General features: G+C 55.8%; 21 protein-coding genes. 11 read left to right on the top strand and 10 right to left on the bottom strand.

What is annotated here, in order from left to right:
- Complete coding sequence (gene arnB, locus HCH49_RS17815; protein ID WP_221703121.1) at positions 1 to 1,140, bottom strand: UDP-4-amino-4-deoxy-L-arabinose aminotransferase; 1,140 nt, start codon at positions 1,138 to 1,140, stop codon at positions 1 to 3.
- A 326-nt stretch (positions 1,141 to 1,466) separates the two neighbouring features.
- Positions 1,467 to 1,970: a phenolic acid decarboxylase gene (locus HCH49_RS17810; protein ID WP_008503103.1), complete on the bottom strand. Its 504-nt coding sequence runs from the start codon at positions 1,968 to 1,970 to the stop codon at positions 1,467 to 1,469.
- A 99-nt stretch (positions 1,971 to 2,069) separates the two neighbouring features.
- Between HCH49_RS17810 and HCH49_RS17805 the strand changes: the two genes are divergently transcribed.
- Together HCH49_RS17805 and HCH49_RS17800 are read left to right on the top strand one after the other, a co-directional pair.
- Positions 2,070 to 2,951: a LysR family transcriptional regulator gene (locus HCH49_RS17805; protein ID WP_032662157.1), complete on the top strand. Its 882-nt coding sequence runs from the start codon at positions 2,070 to 2,072 to the stop codon at positions 2,949 to 2,951.
- A gap of 32 nt (positions 2,952 to 2,983) precedes the next feature.
- Complete coding sequence (locus HCH49_RS17800; protein WP_217073236.1) at positions 2,984 to 3,778, top strand: SDR family NAD(P)-dependent oxidoreductase; 795 nt, start codon at positions 2,984 to 2,986, stop codon at positions 3,776 to 3,778.
- 5 nt (positions 3,779 to 3,783) lie between these two features.
- On the opposite strand, the gene HCH49_RS17795 is transcribed toward HCH49_RS17800, so the two are convergent.
- Positions 3,784 to 4,311 (bottom strand): NlpC/P60 family protein, encoded by a 528-nt coding sequence (locus tag HCH49_RS17795; RefSeq protein ID WP_045403295.1) that lies wholly within the window; start codon positions 4,309 to 4,311, stop codon positions 3,784 to 3,786.
- A gap of 239 nt (positions 4,312 to 4,550) precedes the next feature.
- Here HCH49_RS17795 and HCH49_RS17790 point away from each other — a divergent pair, with 239 nt between their 5' ends.
- Positions 4,551 to 5,213: an HAD family hydrolase gene (locus tag HCH49_RS17790; RefSeq protein ID WP_014885577.1), complete on the top strand. Its 663-nt coding sequence runs from the start codon at positions 4,551 to 4,553 to the stop codon at positions 5,211 to 5,213.
- A gap of 60 nt (positions 5,214 to 5,273) precedes the next feature.
- On the opposite strand, the gene HCH49_RS17785 is transcribed toward HCH49_RS17790, so the two are convergent.
- Both HCH49_RS17785 and HCH49_RS17780 read right to left on the bottom strand, forming a co-directional pair.
- Complete coding sequence (locus HCH49_RS17785; protein ID WP_024908851.1) at positions 5,274 to 6,299, bottom strand: TerC/Alx family metal homeostasis membrane protein; 1,026 nt, start codon at positions 6,297 to 6,299, stop codon at positions 5,274 to 5,276.
- 166 nt (positions 6,300 to 6,465) lie between these two features.
- Positions 6,466 to 6,864 carry a potassium channel family protein gene (locus HCH49_RS17780; RefSeq protein ID WP_221703119.1) on the bottom strand — a complete coding sequence of 133 codons (399 nt, stop codon included), beginning with the start codon at positions 6,862 to 6,864 and terminating at the stop codon, positions 6,466 to 6,468.
- Between the two features lie 317 nt (positions 6,865 to 7,181).
- On the opposite strand from HCH49_RS17780, the gene HCH49_RS17775 reads away from it, so the two are divergent.
- Positions 7,182 to 8,516: an MFS transporter gene (locus HCH49_RS17775; protein WP_205916384.1), complete on the top strand. Its 1,335-nt coding sequence runs from the start codon at positions 7,182 to 7,184 to the stop codon at positions 8,514 to 8,516.
- A 37-nt stretch (positions 8,517 to 8,553) separates the two neighbouring features.
- Here the strand turns inward: HCH49_RS17775 and HCH49_RS17770 are convergent, their stop codons facing one another.
- The gene (locus tag HCH49_RS17770; RefSeq protein WP_033146857.1) at positions 8,554 to 9,291 is read right to left on the bottom strand and encodes an IclR family transcriptional regulator; all 738 of its coding nucleotides are present in this window, start codon (positions 9,289 to 9,291) and stop codon (positions 8,554 to 8,556) included.
- Positions 9,292 to 9,460: 169 nt separating this feature from the next.
- On the opposite strand from HCH49_RS17770, the gene HCH49_RS17765 reads away from it, so the two are divergent.
- Together HCH49_RS17765 and HCH49_RS17760 are read left to right on the top strand one after the other, a co-directional pair.
- Positions 9,461 to 10,153, top strand: a complete 693-nt coding sequence (locus tag HCH49_RS17765; RefSeq protein WP_058842012.1) for an RraA family protein — start codon at positions 9,461 to 9,463, stop codon at positions 10,151 to 10,153.
- Positions 10,153 to 11,091, top strand: a complete 939-nt coding sequence (locus HCH49_RS17760; RefSeq protein WP_094934863.1) for an NAD(P)-dependent oxidoreductase — start codon at positions 10,153 to 10,155, stop codon at positions 11,089 to 11,091. Before HCH49_RS17765 ends, HCH49_RS17760 begins: the two co-directional genes overlap by 1 nt.
- 32 nt (positions 11,092 to 11,123) lie before the next feature.
- Here the strand turns inward: HCH49_RS17760 and HCH49_RS17755 are convergent, their stop codons facing one another.
- Complete coding sequence (locus HCH49_RS17755) at positions 11,124 to 12,320, bottom strand: NAD(P)/FAD-dependent oxidoreductase (protein WP_033147086.1); 1,197 nt, start codon at positions 12,318 to 12,320, stop codon at positions 11,124 to 11,126.
- A gap of 228 nt (positions 12,321 to 12,548) precedes the next feature.
- Here HCH49_RS17755 and pitA point away from each other — a divergent pair, with 228 nt between their 5' ends.
- From pitA to HCH49_RS17740, 3 genes are all read left to right on the top strand, one after another.
- Complete coding sequence (gene pitA, locus HCH49_RS17750; protein ID WP_023309552.1) at positions 12,549 to 14,048, top strand: inorganic phosphate transporter PitA; 1,500 nt, start codon at positions 12,549 to 12,551, stop codon at positions 14,046 to 14,048.
- Between the two features lie 175 nt (positions 14,049 to 14,223).
- Positions 14,224 to 14,613, top strand: coding sequence for a polymorphic toxin type 44 domain-containing protein (locus tag HCH49_RS17745; protein ID WP_029740249.1), 390 nt, complete (start codon positions 14,224 to 14,226; stop codon positions 14,611 to 14,613).
- Entirely contained in the window at positions 14,591 to 14,998 is a 408-nt protein-coding gene (locus tag HCH49_RS17740) for a hypothetical protein (protein WP_221703117.1), read from the top strand. Before HCH49_RS17745 ends, HCH49_RS17740 begins: the two co-directional genes overlap by 23 nt.
- A gap of 43 nt (positions 14,999 to 15,041) precedes the next feature.
- Here HCH49_RS17740 and uspB read toward each other — a convergent pair whose 3' ends face one another.
- A complete protein-coding gene (uspB, locus tag HCH49_RS17735; RefSeq protein WP_003861224.1) occupies positions 15,042 to 15,377 on the bottom strand; it encodes a universal stress protein UspB in 336 nt (111 codons plus the stop codon).
- A 282-nt stretch (positions 15,378 to 15,659) separates the two neighbouring features.
- On the opposite strand from uspB, the gene uspA reads away from it, so the two are divergent.
- Positions 15,660 to 16,097 (top strand): universal stress protein UspA, encoded by a 438-nt coding sequence (gene uspA, locus HCH49_RS17730; RefSeq protein WP_003861223.1) that lies wholly within the window; start codon positions 15,660 to 15,662, stop codon positions 16,095 to 16,097.
- A gap of 96 nt (positions 16,098 to 16,193) precedes the next feature.
- Here the strand turns inward: uspA and rsmJ are convergent, their stop codons facing one another.
- Together rsmJ and prlC are read right to left on the bottom strand one after the other, a co-directional pair.
- The gene (gene rsmJ, locus HCH49_RS17725) at positions 16,194 to 16,946 is read right to left on the bottom strand and encodes a 16S rRNA (guanine(1516)-N(2))-methyltransferase RsmJ (protein WP_029740252.1); all 753 of its coding nucleotides are present in this window, start codon (positions 16,944 to 16,946) and stop codon (positions 16,194 to 16,196) included.
- Between the two features lie 7 nt (positions 16,947 to 16,953).
- Complete coding sequence (gene prlC, locus HCH49_RS17720) at positions 16,954 to 18,996, bottom strand: oligopeptidase A (protein WP_048976969.1); 2,043 nt, start codon at positions 18,994 to 18,996, stop codon at positions 16,954 to 16,956.
- 214 nt (positions 18,997 to 19,210) lie between these two features.
- Between prlC and HCH49_RS17715 the strand changes: the two genes are divergently transcribed.
- Entirely contained in the window at positions 19,211 to 20,053 is an 843-nt protein-coding gene (locus tag HCH49_RS17715; RefSeq protein WP_032640380.1) for a 23S rRNA (adenine(2030)-N(6))-methyltransferase RlmJ, read from the top strand.
- Positions 20,054 to 20,117 lie beyond the last annotated feature (64 nt).

Raw genomic sequence — 20,117 nt, 5'->3', positions numbered from 1 at the left:
TCAATGTCCTGCAAGCTGATGGAGTGCGGTAATGACGCGGGTTGTGTCGTCATGAGTCATGTCCGGGAAAAGAGGGAGAGAACAAATACGCGCGCTATTCCATTCAGAATTCGGGAGCGATACATCAGGAAAACGCTCGCGGTAGTATTTTTGGGTGTGCGCCGCGCGGAAGTGGAGGCCGGTACCGATGCCTTTCTCTTTCAGCGCCGCCATCAGGTTGTCGCGGGAAATTCCGCAGCGCGCTTCGTCAACGCGAATAATAAACAGGTGCCAGGCGTGCACGTGCGGCCATGACGGAATGGTGAGCGGCTGGAACGGCGTATCGGCAAGCTCACGCAGGTAGCGTTCAGCAATTTCCTGGCGGCGTCTGTTGGCCTCTTTCAGCTTGCCTAACTGCACCAGCGCCAGCGCGGCGTTGATGTCTGCCAGGTTGTATTTATAGCCCGGCGCGATCACTTCCGCCTGCGGCGCGCGGCCGTGCGTCTGGCGGTCATAGGCATCTACGCCCAGGCCATGGAATTTCAGGCTGCGGATCCGCTGCGCCAGCTGGGCATTATCCGTGACGACTAAGCCGCCTTCCGCGCAGGTCATATTTTTAATGGCGTGGAAGGAAAAAATCGCGGTCCCTTTCCAGCCCACATGACGGTTCTTGTAATACGTTCCGGCGGCATGGGCCGCATCTTCAATAACCGGAATACCGTGACGTTCGCCGATGGCATGAATGGCGTCGATTTCACACGGCGCGCCGGCATAATGAACGGGAATAATGGCTTTGGTAAGCGGGGTAATGGCGGCTTCAACGGCTTCTGGCGTCACCATTAATGTATCTTTGTCCACATCAATCATGACCGGTGTGGCACCCAGCAACACGATCATATTCAGCGTGGAGACCCAGGTCTGGGAAGGGGTAATGACTTCATCGCCCGGGCCAATATCCAGCGCCATCAGCGTGACGTGCATACCTGCGGTGGCTGAACAGACGGCAATCGCATGCTGATTCCCGGTAAGCTGACAGAATGCCTCTTCAAGTTCCTGATTCTTTGGCCCTGTGGTGATCCAGCCCGACATCAAAACGTCCTGAAGCGCCGCAATTTCCTCAGCGCCCATCGACGGCCGCGAAAAAGGCAGAAAATCACTCATTATTAATTTCCTTGCAATAAAAATGGCATGTTTTTGATATTAACCAAATGCCAGCCCGTTTATTTCAACGAACCATAAACTTATATCAAAGTAGCTCTCTTTCCTTAGGGAAAAATTAAGACAACGTTTGCAACGTTATAAGACAACTAGCAGCTAGTTGAAAAACAACAAGTTAAATTAATATTAAATATTTTTAATGTGATCTTTTGCAACATTTTAAAATGGATTCATTTAAACCAATCATCAACAAACAAAAAAAATCCCGGCCATTTCAAAATAATATGAAATAGCCGGGAACTTTTCTTTTTAGTTAATTGTCGCGCTTATTAGAGATTATCTGGAAAGTTTTTCGGTAATTCACTGGCCGCACAGGCAATAACGCTTTCATTATTGGCACCGCAGTCGCGCACAAAGGTGATCGTAGCGAATTCATCAATCACTTCCGTTGGATACGCCGGACCCGCATCGCGATAGCTGTTCATCAGCGGAATATGGTCGTTCTGGAAGCAGACGGTTTTTTCCGGGTTGTTCATGACCCAGCGTGGGAAGAAGATGGTGCCGTGGAACAGCTTGTCGCCCAGGTTCACGATCAGGCTGACGTCGGTACCGGTTGGTTCGGTCCAGGAAATTTTATAGATGCTCTCGCCTACCCGCACGATATAAGCCTGCTGATCTTTCACCCAACGGTTGGCCACAAGACCGCTGTGAATACGGTAATCAAGCGTGGTCTCATTTTTTACGTAAATCTCGTAGTTCCAGCCGTTATCGTAGGTATATACAAGATGTTTACCAACAAAGCCGCTTAAGTCGTGTTTGTCGAAGGTGTTCATAAGATGTCTCCTTTGTTTTGATGAGACGATCGTACCCCTTCAAAAAATGAATGAATAACGCTATGTTTTAATCAAATTCATCCAAATTTTAGATAAATCATGCATAAGACGACGCTGGAACAATGGGCTTTACTGGAAAGAGTGGTGGAAGCGGGCAGCTTTGCCAAAGCCGCGGAAGAAACCCACCGCAGCCAGTCCTCGGTGAGCTATAACCTGTCGCTGCTGCAGGAGCGACTCGGCGTGGCGCTGCTGGTCCCGGAGGGGCGACGGGCGGTGTTAACTCCGGCCGGAGAGCTTCTTCTCAACCAGGTTAAACCGCTGCTGAAAGCGTTTTCGTACGTTGAGACGCGCGCAGCGACACTTCGCAACGGGATGCGAACGCGGTTAGATCTGGTGGTGGACTCCATTTTCCCGCGCCGCCGCCTGTTCGCTATTCTTCGTCAGTTCCAGCAGCAGTATCCGCAGACTCAGGTACGTCTGACCGAGGTGCTGGAAAATACCCGCGCCGATGCCATTAACGACGAAGCCGATGTGATGGTCTTAACCCGCCGCCAGGACATTACCGGGCTCGGAGAATGGCTGATGAATATCGACTTTGTTGCCGTGGCCCATTCCCGGCACCCCTTGTTTCACCTCGACGCGCCGCTAAATGATGAGATGCTGCGCCCGTGGCCGCTCATCCAGATTGCGGACAGCCAGCCCGCCGCGCGTGCTGCCGGCGAGTCGTGGACCTTCTCCACCATCGATGCCGCGATTGAAGCCGTCGTCTCTCAGGTCGGCTACGGCTGGCTGCCAGAGGAACGCATCCAGACCCAGTTGGATCAGGGTGTACTAAAACGGCTGCCGCTGAGCCACGGCGCGCGCAGGGCAACGCCGCTTCACCTGATTGTTAAACGTTCCCTCGCCCCGCTTGATGAACAGGTTGAGACGCTGTTGCGCCTTTTTAGCCAGGAGCCGTCATCCTCACCTGCTACGCTTTAAGGTCCGAACGTTAAAACGATAAGGAGCAGATGATGAAAATCGACTTTGCGGGGAAAGTGGCGCTGGTGACCGCCTCAACCGGCGGGATCGGATTCGCCATTGCCAGAGGTCTGGCAGAAAGCGGTGCGGAAGTGATCGTCAATGGCCGCAGCACGGAATCGGTGAATAAAGGCATTCAGCAGCTCCAGCAGGTGGTGCCGGGCGTACAGGTGCGCGCCGCGATTGCCGATCTCAGCACGGCGGAAGGGGTCGAGTCGCTTCTGAAGGTGGCGAATAACGTCGATATTCTGGTCAACAACGCCGGGATTTACGGCCCGCAGGATTTCTATGCCACCGACGATGAAACCTGGGAGCGTTACTGGCAGACCAACGTGATGTCCGGCGTGCGTCTGTCCCGCGCCCTGCTGCCGGGCATGGTGCAGAAAGGCTGGGGACGCGTGGTGTTTATCTCCTCCGAGTCAGCCTGCAATATTCCGGCGGATATGATCCACTACGGCGTGACCAAAACGGCGCAGCTCTCGCTGGCGCGCGGGCTGGCGAAGTTTGTGGCGGGGAGCGGCGTGACGGTCAACAGCGTCCTGCCGGGCCCGACGATGTCTGACGGTTTCGCCGAGATGATGAAAGATGAAATCGAAAAAACCGGCAAATCGCTGGAGCAGCTGGCGAAAGAGTTTGTGATGGCCCACCGCCCCAGCTCGGTTATCCAGCGCGCGGCCACGGTTGAAGAGGTGGCCAATATGGTGATTTATGTCTGTTCGACCCAGGCCTCCGCCACCTCGGGCGCGGCGCTGCGCGTCGACGGTGGCGTCGTGGATGACATCATCTGACGCTGTCAGGCCGCGCTGCCTGCGATGCGACGGGCGGTAATGTAGTGTGCCTGCCAGTAATCATCCGTCAGGGTTGAAACCGTTACGCCCTGACTGGTTGAGGCATGAATAAACTGGTTTTCACCAATATAAACGCCAACGTGCTTGCGGTTCGGGCCCGTCTGGAAGAAGACCAGATCGCCGGCTTTCAGGCGGTATTGCGCCACCTGCACGCCGCGATGGATCTGTTCACTCGTCGTGCGCGGTAAATTAAGATGCGCCGCATCGGTGAACAGGTGCTGCATGAGCGCGGAGCAATCTACCCCGCGATGCGTGGTTCCGCCCCACCGGTACTGGGTGCCTTTCCACTTCTGGTATTGATCGAGAATACGCGAGCGCAGCGGACCTGTTTCCTGATGCACCAGCGCAGATTTCGCCGGTGATGCCGCCAGCTCGCTGTTCATCGATAACATCGACGCTGGAAGTTGAAAGCTGAACGCAGAAAACGAAGCAAAACTTAACGTGAGGATTGAAATAAGCGATCTAAGAGTCATATCAAGAAAGAAGTAGTGAGTGAGTTTTTCCTTACCTGTGGGGGCCAATGGTTCCCCTAAATATCTTGCGATGTGGCGATAATATAGACAGCTCGTTTTTTCACCAATTGTTATCGAGGCCAAAAATGGACTCACTTTGAGATCGCAAGATCGAGAAAAAAAGAGTGGTGATATAAGGACTGTCCAGCTAAAGCAGGTAAACTGATCCGCAGAATGTGTATTTCAGCTAAGACGTATTTATGACCAATATGATTGCCGACGAGACGGTGGCTAAATCCAGCGTGCTCTCTGTCTTCGACTTTGACGGGACATTAACGCACCACGACAGCTTTATTCCTTTCCTGCGTTTTGCCTTCGGCAAACGTTACTTCGCGGGCCGCCTGGTGCGCATGGCGCTGCCCACGCTCCACTGCGTGCGTCGCAAGCTGACGCGCGATGAGCTCAAGGAAGTGCTGATTAAAACGTTCCTGACGGGCGTGGATGAACACTGGCTGCGCCAGCAGGCGGAAGCCTTTTGTGAAAAATACTGGAACAAGCTGATGCGCCCTGAAGGGGTTCTGGCGGTGGCGGCTGAGGTAAATTCCGGTGCGGAGGTGACCATCTGTTCCGCGTCCCCGGCGCTGGTGCTCCAGCCGTGGGCTGATAAGCTCGGCATTAAGCTGATTGGCACGCAGCTGGAAGTGAAAGACGGCAAGCTGACGGGGCGCATCACGGGCAATAACTGCCGCTGCGCCCAGAAGGTGGCAAGGCTGGAAAAAGTGTATGGCGATCTGAACGCCTATCATCTGCGCGCCTGGGGCGACACCCGCGGCGACCACGAACTGCTGGCGGCGGCGCAGGATCCGCACTGGCGGCACTTCCACCACCCGCGCAAGCGTCGGAATTCACCGATTAAGGGTTAGGTGCGGACCGGTGCCCTCACCCCTGCCCTCTCCCACAGGGAGAGGGAGAAAGGCGGTACATCAGGCCTCACGTTTCCCCGGGAACATCACGCTCGCAATAATCCCCAGCGCCAGCACGCCTAATACCACAAACAGACTGGCCGTCGCGCCAATGCTGTAACCGTGATGCCAGAAGTGGTCGGTGGCATTTAACCCCAGCTTGAACGCCACGAAGAACAGCAGCAGAACCACGGCTTTCTCGAGGTGCACCAGATACTGCTTCAGCGCTTCCAGCACGAAGTAAAGCGTACGCAGGCCGAGAATGGCGAACATCATGGCGCTGTAGATAATCAGCGGCTCGCGGCTCACGGCAATAATGGCCGGCACGGAGTCAAACGCGAACATGACGTCAGAGAGTTCGACGACGGCTACGCAAAGCAGCAGCGGCGTCGCATAGCGCTTCGCCTTCTTCACGCGTCCGACCATCACGTCCTGGTTTTCCGGCTTTTCAAGCTCCGCATCCACCTCTTTCTGGGTCAGAATAAAGGCGTTGCTGCTGATTTTCGGCCAGACCGGATAGAAGCGCTTCACCAGGCGATAGGCGAGATGACCCGAGTAATCTTCCACTTCGTCGCTCTCTTCATTGCGCCTGAGCATCATCACCGCCGTCCAGCCAACGACCAGCGCGAAGATCACCTCAACGTACGGCCCCAGGCTTAACAGGCTGGTGCCGATAGCCACAAAGATGCCGCGGAAGACTATCGCCCCCAGCACGCCCCAGTAGAGCACGCGGTGACGGTACTTATCCGGCACGCCGAACCAGGCGAAGATTGCCATCATCACAAACAGGTTATCGACGGAGAGCACCTCTTCCAGCGCGTAGCCGGTGAGGAACAGGCTCGCCATCTCGGCGCCGTGGTGAACATACAGGAATCCGGCGAAGGCCATCGCCATCATGACCCAGAAAATGGACCACATCGCCGCGCTTTTCAGCGAGACGGGTTTATCGTGACGGTGCATAAAGAGGTCGATAAACATCGCCCCTACGGCCATCACCACAAAGACAACAACGGTTTCCGTCGGGAAACCGAGATGAGCAGCAGACATACAAAACCCTTTTGGCAGACAAAACACAACACCATGCAAACTGGCGTAAACCAGGAACAGAAAAGGGCGGGCCGTTAATCAGCCTCTTCGCCCTCAAAGTCGCGGCCTTCCGGCCACGCAAGGAGGAGTACTTTACCTTACCAGGCGGGGATCGTGCATCTGCCGTTTAGGCGCTCATGCCGCGCAAACGCTGCAGCACCGCCACCAGAACCGCGACAGACCAGCCCACCATCAACGCGCCCACCAGCCCTTCCACCCCGCCGATGAGCCGCCAGTGCTGGGGTAACGTGACGTCGCCGTATCCCACGGTAGCGTAGCTGACCAGTGAAAAAGAGAAGCTGGTGTTCCAGTCATTAAACGCGTCGATGACAAAATAAAACGCAGCAAACAGTCCGGCCTCAAGGAGGTGGGCGAAGATCATGGAGATCACGATACCGACATTGCGTAAAACGATGCGTACCGCCGAATCGACTTCTAATTTGATGAACTTTAAAACGCCAAACATCCACAGCGAATGGATCACCACGGTAAGGGTAAGCAAAATAATAATACTGAGTAGCTGCATGATGCGTGCTCGACCAAAAGGAATCTGGCCCCGCGAACGAGGCGGGGCACCTGGTCGAAGCTTAGTTGAATGACGAGGAAAAGTTGGTGCAATAATTGCGTTGCGTGATTATCTCCCTTGCAGCGTGCCCTCTTTGCGGCTGGTTCGACTGCTGTGAGCGATATATCTGCAGCGCACTATCTGTGAGTCACCTCTTATTTACATCATTTAAACCTTCCATTAACTGGATAAAAATAACGCGCCGTCGCTATAGTGGTTTTGTTTAATAAAACTGAGTTGTACCTAATAAAACAAAGAACAAACCCTGCGAGGACACAATGACAGAACATTTACGTAACGGCGCTACCGCCACCGAGGACATAGAAAGAGAGACGATGCGGAAGGTGATCTGGCGTATTCTCCCGTTTCTGATTGTCAGTTACCTGGTCTCCATTATCGATCGCGGGAATATCGGCATGGCTTCGCTGCAGATGAATGAGGACCTTGGCCTCAGCAAAGCCGCGTTTGGCTTCGCCAGCAGTCTTTATTTCGTGGCCTATTTTTTGTTTGAAGTACCCAGCAACCTGGCCATGCAGAAAGTCGGCGCCCGGCTGTGGATCCCGCGCATTATGATCAGCTGGGGCATCGTCTCCATGTGTATGTCCCTGGTGCAGAACACCACGTCGCTCTATATCGTCCGTTTTCTTCTCGGTGCTGCAGAGGCGGGCTTCTTCCCGGGCGTCGTGCTGTATCTGACCTGGTGGATCCCGTCCCGCTACCGCGCACGCATTATTGCGTCCTTTATGGTCGCCATCCCGCTCGCTAACTTCATCGGCTCCCCGCTTTCCGGGTTGATACTGTCACTGGATGGATGGCTGGGTCTTCGCGGCTGGCATCTGCTGTTCATTATTGAAGGCTTGCCGGCGGTGCTGCTGGGTATTGCAGCCTGGTTTATTCTCCGGGATCGCCCTCATCAGGCGAGCTGGCTCAGCAGCGAACAGAAACAGTGGCTGGAAACCACGCTGGAAACCGAGCGTAGCCAGCAAAAGAACATTGGACACCAGACGACGTGGCAGTTGCTAAAGCATCGTCAGATCTGGCTGATGGCGCTGATTTACGCGGGTGCATCTTCCGCGGGCACCACGATCAGCGTCTGGTCTCCTCAACTGCTGAAATCCTTCCATCTGGATAACCTTGAGACAGGTCTGTTTAACGCCATTCCTTACGGTCTGGCATCGGTTCTGATGATTGTATGGGGACGGAATTCCGATCGTACCAACGAACGCCGCTGGCATACCGCGCTCACGCTGTTCATGATTGCCGCCGGCGTGTTCGCCGCCTTTGTAAGCGTCTCGCTGTCTGCCACGATCGTTATCCTCAGCATTATGCTGATAGGCGCTTATTCAATGAAAGGGCCTTTCTGGGCGCTGGCGTCCGGTTGGATGAGCAGTACCTCAGCGGCGGCGGGACTGGCCGCGATTGGCGCCATCGCAAACCTGATAGGTGGGGCGGTGATGGTAAACGCGTACGGCATTATCAATGAGCGGACAGGCAGCTACACGCTGGCAATGCTTCCGCTGGCCGCGCTGTGCGTGGCCGGGGGTATCGCGGTGCTCATTATGGGGCGGCAGGCCCGCCGCGCTCAGCTACACGAAAAACAGGTCACGCATTAACGATGACAGAAGCGGGACATTTGTCCCGCTTCTGCGTTTAAAGATTTTCTTCCGCCGCGTCGCTCGTTTCACCAAAGAACTGCTGACAGAAGGGCTTGCTGGCGCCCATTTTCTGCGACAGACGGCTTGCAGCCGCCTTCATCAACTGCCCTATTTCCTTCTCACGACGATCTTCCGTCAGCCGCGAGATGGGGCCGGTCAGGGCTAACGCCGCAACCAGCTTGTCGTGAACGCCGAAGACAGGCATCGCAAACGCAGCGGTATGGGGGTCGCGCGCGCCTGACGTGTAGAATGGGAGTTCAGCGTCTCCCTCCGGCAGGCTTTCATTGAGCCCCCAATGGCGTAATACCTTACTGATGGCCGAATTATCGAGCGGGAACTGGCTGCCGGGAAGATTGCTGTGTCGCAGGCCATGCGACGCTTCAGCGCGAAACAGGCAAAGCCGCTGCCCTCCCTCCAGCACATACCAGCTGGCACTCTCCTGAGACGCCAGGGATAAGGCCTGAAGCTCTGGCTGAACCACCCGGGAAAGATGGAAAGATTGTTCATACAGCTTGCCGAGGTAAAGCAGACGTGGGCCCAGCGCATAATTGCCGTCTTCATGCCTGACGACGTAATTCATCCGTTCAAGAGAATTCATCAAGCGGTAAACCGTGGTTTTGTGATAACCCGACAGCTGTGCCAGCGCGGTCAGCGTCAGGCTCTCATCTCCAGGACGGAAGCAATCCAGTAAAGCCAGCGCTTTTTCAACCGCTACAACGCCTTCATTCCCCATCATTATCTCCTTTTTAGCCCGGCAGTGAGTGTACCTCAAATTTTGTGAGTCACTTCGTGTTTACATCACAAACGCCACCTCGGGTCTGGCTAAAAGGAAAGCAACACCGCTATAGTTGTTTTGTTCTGTACACCTGCATTGTACTCAGTAAAACAATATGGAGGCATTTATGTCCGTTAATGAAAAAAAACCGATTAATCGCCATTTCGAGCGCGTTTCTGCCGAGGACGTACGTCGGGCGGCCGAGTATCAGGCAGCTATTCTGGCCGACGTGGCCGGTCGCCGCGGTACGCTTCATGGCCGCATCAAACCGCTGGCCCCACACATGTCCGTTGCGGGTCCGGCCATCACCGTTGAAGTCCGCCCGGGTGATAATCTGGCGATTCATGCCGCGATGGCGGTGGCGCAGCCCGGCGATGTCCTGATCGTCGATGGCAAAGGCGACCTGAGCTGCGCGCTGCTTGGCGAAATCATGGCCACTCAGGCTCAGGCGAGCGGCATTGCGGGCATTATTATTGATGGCGCTGTACGTGACGCCGACACCCTGAGCAAAGGTCACTACCCCGTCTTTTCTGCCGGTTTGAACCCCTGCGGCCCGACAAAGTTAATTTCTGGCCGGGTTAATCATCCCATTTCAGTCGCCGGGGCGACGGTTCAGGCCGGGGATCTTGTTGTCGCGGATATCGACGGCGTGGTCGTCATCCCGCGCGATGAGGTTCAGGAGGTTATCGCTCTGGCAAAAGAAAAGCTGGAGATGGAGACCCGGCGTCTTGCCGCCATCCGTGAAGGCGATTTACGTCCACACTGGCTTGATGACGCGCTTCGTAAGGCAGGTATGTTGAGCGACGAGGAGACGCTGTGATGGGGGGCAAAGACGTAGTGCTGGTTACCGGAAGCGACCTGGCGGAGCAGGCCATGGTGATGTTACAGGGCTTTGAGGTAGTGTTTGCGGGCCGCCAGCCCACAGAAGATGACCTGATCGCGCTGTGTAAACGACACAATCCTGTGGCGATCCTGGTACGTTACGGCAGGATCACCGAGAAAGTTATGGATGCCGCCCCGGCTTTGCAGGTTATTTCCAAGCACGGAAGCGGGATCGATGTGATAGACCAGACGGCAGCGGCCGAGCGCAACATCGCCGTCCGGGCTGCGCCAGGTGCAAACGCGGCGGCAGTGGCTGAACATACCTGGGCGCTGATCCTCGCCTGCGCAAAGTCAGTGGTGCCTCTGGACAAGCGGCTGCGAGACGGGCACTGGGATAAGGCGACGCATAAATCCATTGAACTGGAGGGCTTAACGTTAGGGCTAATTGGGTTGGGTGCTATCGGCTCGCGCGTGGCGACTATTGGTCACGCTTTCGGCATGAAAGTGCTGGCTTACGATCCCTATGCTAAGACTATGCCTGCCCTGTGCGAACGCGCAGAAACGCTGAACGGACTTCTTTCCCGTTCCGATGTCATCTCTTTGCACTGTCCGCTGACCGATGAGAATCGGGGGATGATCAATAGCGAAACGCTCGCACACTGCAAGCGGAACGCAATTCTGGTCAATACGGCACGCGGTGGGCTGATCCACGATGAGTCGTTACTGACGGCGCTCAGGGATGGCACGCTGCACAGCGCCGCGCTGGACAGCTTTACCCACGAGCCGCTGACCGCGCCGCACCTCTGGCAGTCCGTAGAAAACGTGGTTATTTCACCGCATATTGGCGGCGTTACCGCAGCGTCATATATCAGGATGGGGACCGTGGCCGCGAGCAATATTCTTGCTGTGACAGACGTCACCACCGTCAGCTCGTAAAGCCAACCGTGACGAGTGGCTGTGCTCTTATGTCACTTGTCTTCTGCCAGCGCCTGAGCGCACGCCCAGGCACTTGCCCATGCCCACTGGAAGTTGTACCCGCCGAGCCAGCCAGTGACGTCCATCACTTCGCCAATAAAATAGAGCCCCGGCACGTTGCGCGCTTCCATGGTGCGGGACGAGAGCTCATTCGTGTCAACGCCACCCAGCGTCACTTCTGCGGTGCGGTAGCCTTCGGTGCCGTTTGGCTGAACGCGCCAGTTTGTCAGGGTCTCGACCAGCGTTTCCTGCTCGCGGCTGTTAAGCTGCTTGAGCGACACGTCCGGGATCTGCCCCAGCGCCTGCAAACATTCCACCAGACGTTTTGGCAGCTGCATTGCCAGGGTGTTTTTGAGGCTTTGATTCGGGTGCGCGGTACGCTGCTCGTTAAGGAACGCGTCGAGATCGCAATCGGGAAGCAGGTTAACCGTGACAAACTCCCCAGGCTGCCAGTAGCTGGAGATTTGCAGTACCGCCGGGCCGGAAAGGCCGCGATGGGTAAAGAGCAGATTTTCGCGGAACACCGTCCCGTCTTCGGCGGTAATGACCGAGGGAACGGACACGCCGGACAGCGTCTGAAGCTGTTCGAGAAGCGGTTTATGCAGCGTAAACGGCACCAGCCCGGCGCGCGTGGGCAAGACTTTCAGGCCAAACTGTTCGGCAATCTTATAGCCGAACGGGGAGGCGCCCAGCCCCGGCATAGACAGGCCGCCGCTGGCGATCACCAGGCTATCCGCACTGACGGTTTCACCGTTCAGCTGCAGCGTATAGCCCTGGTCGTCACGCGCGACCTCCAGCACTTCCGTGCGCAGGCGCATGACGACGCCGCCCTTCTCGCACTCGGCCACCAGCATATCGACAATCTGCTGCGCGGAGTCGTCGCAGAACAGCTGCCCCAGCGTCTTTTCATGCCACGCGATGCCGTGCTTACCCACCAGGTCGATAAAATCCCATTGGGTGTAGCGCGCCAGCGCAGATTTACAAAAATGACGGTTTTGGCTCAAATAGGCCGCGGGTTCAACATACAGATTAGTAAAGTTGCAGCGCCCGCCGCCGGACATCAGGATCTTACGGCCGGGCTTTTTACCGTTATCCAGCAGCAGCACGCGACGACCCGCCTGTCCGGCCATTGCCGCACAAAACATACCCGCCGCACCGGCGCCAATTACCACGGCATCAAACCTTTCCACGTCAAAACCCTCTTTGTTAACTGCCGCGGATTGTAAAGTTTCCTCTGTGGTCACACCAGCGTAAAAAGATATTACAAAGCCATTCCATTGAAATTTAAAGAATATCCTTTCTAGTGCTTTTCTCAAATCAGGTGGTATGTCAAAAAAAGTCTATATTTCACTTTGCCCGCCGCGCATTTGTCCTGGATAATGCGCCGCGTTCATGTCCTCAAAATGGCGTAACGTCCTATGCTACATTTGTTTGCCGGCCTGGATTTACATACCGGGCTTTTATTATTGCTTGCTCTGGTTTTTGTACTGTTTTACGAAGCGATCAACGGCTTCCACGACACTGCAAACGCAGTAGCGACGGTTATCTACACTCGCGCAATGCGATCGCAGCTTGCGGTTGTTATGGCGGCGGTATTTAACTTTTTTGGTGTTCTCCTGGGCGGGCTGAGCGTTGCGTATGCCATCGTGCATATGCTGCCAACGGATCTGCTGCTTAACGTTAGTTCTGGCCATGGCCTCGCTATGGTGTTCTCAATGCTGCTTGCTGCAATTATCTGGAACCTCGGTACCTGGTATTTTGGCCTGCCTGCATCCAGTTCTCACACCCTCATCGGCGCGATTATCGGTATCGGGTTAACCAACGCCCTGATGACCGGGACATCGGTTGTTGATGCGCTGAACCTGCCTAAAGTATTGGGCATTTTCGGCTCCCTGATCATCTCCCCTATCGTGGGTCTGGTAGTCGCGGGGGGATTGATTTTCATCCTGCGTCGCTACTGGAGCAACACGAAAAAACGTGCGCGTATCCACCTGACGCCAGCAGAGCGTGAGAAGAAAGACGGCAAGAAAAAGCCGCCGTTCTGGACGCGTATCGCCCTGATCATTTCTGCTATCGGCGTGGCCTTCTCTCACGGCGCGAACGACGGGCAGAAAGGCATTGGTCTGGTGATGCTGGTTCTGATCGGCGTCGCACCGGCAGGCTTCGTGGTGAACATGAACGCCTCGGGTTACGAAATCACCCGTACCCGCGATGCGGTCAACAACGTTGAAACCTATTTCCAGCAGCATCCTGACCTGCTGAAAAAAGCGACCGGCGTTGATCAATTGATCCCTTCTCCGGAAGCCGGTGCAACCACCGCGCCTGGCGAGTTCCACTGCCATCCGGCAAACGCGATTAACGCGCTGGAACGTGCGAAAGGCATGCTGGGCGATATCGAAAGCTACGACAAACTGGCTGTAGAACAGCGTGGTCAGCTGCGTCGTATCATGCTCTGTATCTCTGATGTGACCGATAAAGTCGCGAAGCTGCCAGAGGTGAATGGTGACGACAAACGTCTGCTGAAGAAACTGAAAAGCGATATGCTCAACACCATTGAGTACGCGCCAATCTGGATCATCATGGCCGTCGCGCTGGCGCTTGGTATCGGTACGATGATTGGCTGGCGTCGTGTGGCGACCACCATCGGCGAGAAGATCGGTAAGAAAGGCATGACCTATGCGCAGGGTATGTCCGCGCAGATGACGGCGGCAGTGTCTATCGGTCTGGCGAGCTACACCGGTATGCCGGTATCCACCACCCACGTACTCTCTTCATCCGTGGCAGGTACCATGATTGTTGACGGTGGCGGTCTACAGCGCAAAACCGTGACTAACATTCTGATGGCCTGGGTGTTCACCCTTCCGGCCTCAATCCTGCTGTCTGGCGGTTTGTACTGGATTTCGCTGAAGCTGATCTAATCGGTTTAGTGCGACAAAAAAGCGGGTCAGGAAACTGACCCGCTTTTTTTATGGCAGCTTTTTTCCATGAAGTGTTTGATAACATGAGGATTTCCTGAACATTTTTTGTTCAATTTTAAAACACAGAAAAAACTATCATGGCGGCCAGAAGAAAAATCCAGACAAAGGAGAATGTATGGCTTCTGTCCCTATCTCAGGACCGGGTTCAATCGTTATAGCGAACAATATGCGTGAGGCACGCCTTAACGGAATGTCACGCAATATGGCTACGCCCTCAACGTATTATTGGTTCTACCAAAAAGTCCGAAATGGCGGTCCCTGGGATTATAAAAAATTCGACCCTTATTTTGCTGCATTTGGTAACTTCAACTTCGGAGCCGCCGGTACTGCGGCAGGTATCCCTGCAAACATCCTCCTTATGGGGGCAGGCTGGGCTCAAGGCCGGGCAGGTACCTCAAAACCGGAATGGGGAAAATGGTACGAAAAGCCGCCTTACGGAGACGACCCAACGGACCAACGCAACATCAGAGAAGGAATAGAGTATGCCATTCAAAACGGCTATTAAATGGATTCATCGCCTTGTTACCTTTTCACTTCTGGTTCTGGTCATTGGATTTTTCTGGTTAAACCATCAGCCCAATCAGCGAAATAGCGATGAGCTACAGCGCGTTTATAAATTATCCGATAGCGTCTGGCTCTATATGACCGTGAACAATCAGGGTGGCACAACCGTACCACCAATCTACCGTTACTATCTCTCGGGGGCGCTTGCAGGGAAAGACCCTGATATTATCCATCAGCTTGCGATGAAGTATCCGGTAATCGAAGGTACAGGCACGATAACCTCGGCCAGTATTGATACAAGCGGGGAAGTGAACATTGCCTATAGCGGAAAGGTTATTTCGATTGAGAACAATATCTCCAGTCTCCGGTTCTCAGTTAAGCCCTGAGCCAGATGAAAGAAGGCGGGGCTTTCCCCGCCTGCTGTGATGCTCAGTGCCAAATCATCAATGCAATCATACTGACTACGACCAGCCCGCACAGGGCACTGGTCAAAATGAACTGACGACGCAGGCGCTCGCAGCGACGAATAAACTCTTCATCGTGATGATCGCGGTAGCGCTGGTAGTAGATGTACCCCACCAGACGCATCTGCTTGCTGGGCTGTCCATGCGAGGTGAAGAACCCTCCACCGTCCACATACTGATAAAGCAACGGATCGCAACCACGAAGTACCACTAACAGCGCACGTAACGATGAGAAGTAGCGCGCCATATTCACTATGCAAACCACGCATAACGCCCAAAACAATGCGACGGTGCTAATCATACATCCTCCCCGGCGTCCGCCCACGAAGCAAGGCTCCTGAGCTACCGCACCCCAATGCCCTGACAGACAGTTCAGTGAAAGAATGACCAAAATCGATCCGGTTCGCGTTTTAATATCCGAACGGCTCATTTAACAGTGTAGGAGATCCGTTAATTTTTTTGCCACAAGGTTAATCGTTATCAACACCAAAGCTTGAAAAATATGTTTAACTGGGCCGTAATGAAAGTATCAGACGACGGCATTCTCACTTAGTCATCGATAACTTAAGGAAGGAGTAACACTATGGCTTACAAACACATTCTCATCGCGGTTGACCTCTCTCCGGAGAGCAAAGTGCTGGTTGATAAAGCGGTATCCATGGCACGTCCCTACAACGCGAAAGTTTCGCTGATTCACGTTGACGTGAATTACTCCGACCTCTACACCGGTCTGATCGACGTGAATCTTGGCGATATGCAGAAACGCATCTCCGAAGAGACTCACCATGCCCTGAGCGAACTCTCCACCAACGCGGGCTATCCGATTACCGAAACCCTGAGCGGCAGCGGCGACCTGGGCCAGGTGCTGGTTGATGCGATCAAGAAATACGATATGGACCTGGTGGTTTGCGGTCATCATCAGGACTTCTGGAGCAAGCTGATGTCTTCAGCGCGCCAGCTGATTAACACCGTTCACGTGGATATGCTGATTGTTCCACTGCGTGACGAAGAAGACGAGTAAGTGCGTTAAACTCCCCTCACCCTAACCCTCTCCCAAAGGGAGAGGGGATAGATCGAGGACACAGGCCGGGTAAGGCGAAGCCGCCACCCGGCTTTTTTATTCCGGCGTACCCGGATAAATATCAAACCGGTGCCCTTTGGTGGTCACCGCGTTAGTGGTCGCAACGTCCGCCAGCGGCGGCGCATAGTCCGGGCGCTTTACCACCACCCGCTTCGTGGCAAGCTGACGAGCCGGCTCCAGCAGGCCATCGGCATCCAAATCAGGCCCCACCAGCGACTGAAACACCCGCATCTCTTTCTTCACCAGCGCGCTTTTCTGCTTATGCGGGAACATAGGGTCGAGATAGACCACCTGCGGGCGCGGGGTGATATCCGTCAATGCCGTCAGGCTGGAGGCGTGGATCAGCTGTAGTCGTTCCTGCAGCCACGGGCCGACTTCCGGGTCCGCATAGCCCCGCGCTAGTCCATCATCGAGCAGCGCAGCGACGACCGGATTACGCTCCAGCATCCGCACGCGACAGCCGACAGACGCCAGCACAAACGCATCGCGCCCCAGCCCCGCCGTGGCATCGACCACGTCCGGGAGGTAGCTCCCTTTGATGCCGACCGCTTTGGCCACCGCTTCGCCGCGACCGCCGCCGAACTTGCGCCGGTGCGCCATCGCGCCGCCGACAAAATCGACGAAAATCCCGCCGAGCTTCGGTTCGTCGCGCTTGCGTAATTCGAGATGTTCCGGCGTCATCACCAGCGCCATCAGGTTTTCTTCATCGTGCTCCAGCCCCCAGCGGGCCGCCAGAACAGATAAGGCGCCGTCTCCGGCGCCTGTTTCATCTACTAAGCAGATCTTCACGTAACAATCAGCCTTTGATCCCGTAATGCTCAAGCATCGCGTCCAGCTGCGGCTCGCGTCCGCGGAAGCGTTTGAACAGCACCATTGGCTCTTCAGACCCGCCGCGGGTCAGGATGTTATCGAGGAACGACTGGCCGGTTTCGCGGTTGAAGATCCCCTCTTCTTCGAAGCGGGAGAAGGCATCCGCGGCCAGCACGTCGGCCCACAGGTAGCTGTAGTAGCCCGCCGCGTAGCCGCCGGCGAAGATGTGGCTGAACGCGTGCGGGAAGCGGCCCCAGGTTGGCCCTGGAATAACGGCAACCTGCTTTTTAATCTCGGCCAGGGTCTCAAGGATTTTCGCACCCTGCTCCGGGCTAAACTCGGCGTGCAGGCGGAAATCGAACAGGCCGAACTCCAGCTGGCGCAGAATGAACATCGCCGCCTGGTAGTTTTTCGCCGCCAGCATTTTATCCAGCAGCGCTTTCGGCAGCGGCTCGCCGGTCTCATAGTGACCTGAGATAAACGCCAGCGCGTCCGGCTCCCAGCACCAGTTTTCCATAAACTGGCTTGGCAGCTCGACCGCATCCCACGGCACGCCGCTGATACCGGCTACGCCTGCGGTTTCGATGCGGGTCAGCATGTGGTGCAGACCATGACCGAACTCGTGGAAAAGGGTGATCACTTCGTCGTGGGTGAACAGCGCCGGTTTGCCGCTTACCGGACGGTTGAAGTTACAGGTCAGGTAGGCGACCGGTTTTTGCAGGGAACCGTCGGCTTTACGCATCTGGCCCACGCAGTCGTCCATCCACGCCCCGCCGCGCTTGTTCTCACGCGCGTAGAGATCGAGGTAGAAGCTGCCGCGCAGCTCGTTTTTCTCATCATACAGCTCGAAGAAGCGCACGTCCGGGTGCCAGACGTCGATATCGGTACGCTCTTTGGCGGTGATGCCATAGATGCGCTTTACCACTTCGAACAGGCCGTTAACGGCTTTGTTTTCCGGGAAGTACGGGCGCAGCTGCTCGTCGCTGATGCTGTAGAGGTGCTGCTTCTGTTTTTCGCTGTAGTACGCGATATCCCACGGCTGCAGCTCGTCCACGCCGAACTCGGCTTTCGCGAAGGCGCGCAGCTGGGCCAGCTCTTTCTCACCCTGCGGACGGGCGCGTTTCGCCAGATCGGTCAGGAAGTCGAGCACCTGCTGCGGGTTCTCCGCCATTTTGGTGGCGAGGGATTTATCCGCGTAGTTTTCGAAGCCCAGCAGCTGCGCCAGCTCGTGACGCAGGGCGAGGATTTCCGCCATTACCGGGCTGTTGTCCCACTTACCGGCATTCGGCCCCTGATCGGAGGCGCGGGTGCTGTACGCGCGGTACATCTCTTCGCGCAGGGCCTGGTTGTCGCAGTAGGTCATCACCGGCAGATAGCTCGGGATATCAAGCGTCAACAGGAAGCCTTCCTGCTCTTTCGCTTCGGCCTGGGCTTTTGCCGCCGCCAGCGCGCTTTCCGGCATACCGGCCAGCTCAGCTTCGTCGGTAATCAGCTTCGTCCAGCCCATGGTGGCGTCGAGCACGTTGTTGCTGTACTGGTTGCCCAGCTCGGACAGACGCGCGGCAATTTCGCCGTAGCGGGTCTGCTTCTCTTTTGGCAGGCCAATCCCGGACAGCTCAAAATCACGCAGGGCGTTATCGACCGATTTTTTCTGCGCCGTGTTCAGTTCGGCATAGTGGTCGCCGTCGCGCAGGTCGCGGTAGGCTTTGTACAGCCCTTCGTGCTGCCCGACCCAGGTGCTGTACTCAGAGAGCAGCGGCAGGGTCTGCTCGTAGGCTTCGCGCAGTTCCGGGCTGTTTTTTACCGAGTTCAGGTGGCTCACCGGGGAGAAGATACGCCCCAGCACGTCGTCCACTTCGGCCAGCGGCTGACACAGATTTTCCCAGGTGTACGGCGCGCCCTGCGCTACCACGCTTTCTACCGCCGCGCGGCAGTTGTCCAGCGATTGCGTAACGGCTGGAACAACATGCTCAGGGAGGATTTTAGAAAACGGCGGCAACGAAAAAGGCGTCAGTAATGGATTGGTCATAAACGCTGTCCTGTTGAAATAGGTGAATGAAGCGCGCATCCGGCGCTGTGCATATGAGATCTAGAATGGGGTTAAGTGTAGAGGATTTCAATGCCGGACGTTGCGCTTTCGCGGCGGTGGAAACTTTTCTGTATACTGTGGCGATACGCTCTATTTTTGCCCGATGGCGTTACGCTTATCGGGCCTACGTTTACTACCTGGAACACATTCATCCATGCTCAGTTATCGCCACAGCTTCCACGCAGGCAACCACGCCGACGTCCTTAAACACACCGTTCAGAGCCTGATCATCGAATCGCTCAAAGAGAAAGAGAAGCCGTTTCTCTATCTGGACACGCACGCGGGCGCGGGCCGTTATCAGCTGAGCGGCGAGCATGCCGAGCGTACCGGTGAATATCTGGAAGGGATTGCCCGCATCTGGCAGCAGGACGATCTGCCTGCCGAGCTGGAGCCTTACATCGGCGTAGTAAATCACTTCAACCGCAACGGCCAGCTACGCTACTACCCTGGCTCACCGCTGATTGCACGCCAGCTGCTGCGCGAGCAGGACAGCCTCCAGCTGACCGAACTGCATCCGAGCGACTTCCCGCTGCTGCGTTCCGAATTCCAGAAAGACAGCCGCGCCCGCGTGGAAAAAGCCGACGGTTACCAGCAGCTGAAGGCCAAACTGCCGCCGGTTTCCCGTCGTGGCCTGGTGCTGATCGACCCGCCGTACGAAATCAAAACCGACTATCAGGCGGTGGTAACCGGCATCCACGAAGGCTACAAACGCTTTGCTACCGGCACCTATGCCCTGTGGTACCCGGTGGTGCTGCGCGCGCAGATCAAACGCATGATCAAAGACCTGGAAGCGACCGGCATCCGCAAGATCCTGCAGATCGAGCTGGCGGTACGCCCTGACAGCGATCAGCGCGGCATGACCGCCTCCGGCATGATTGTGATCAACCCGCCGTGGAAGCTCGAAGCGCAGATGAACAACGTGCTGCCGTGGCTGCATAAAACGCTGGTCCCCGCCGGTACAGGCCACGCCACCGTCAGTTGGATCGTGCCGGAGTAATCGCAGTCATCGGTGGAAACTATTGATTTCAGGTATACAATCGCGGCAATTCACGATTAAGGAC

The sequence above is a fragment of the Enterobacter sp. Y17 genome (assembly GCF_019730495.1).
Classification (GTDB): domain Bacteria; phylum Pseudomonadota; class Gammaproteobacteria; order Enterobacterales; family Enterobacteriaceae; genus Enterobacter; species Enterobacter asburiae_B.
This window is presented reverse-complemented; position numbering and strand designations above follow the sequence as displayed.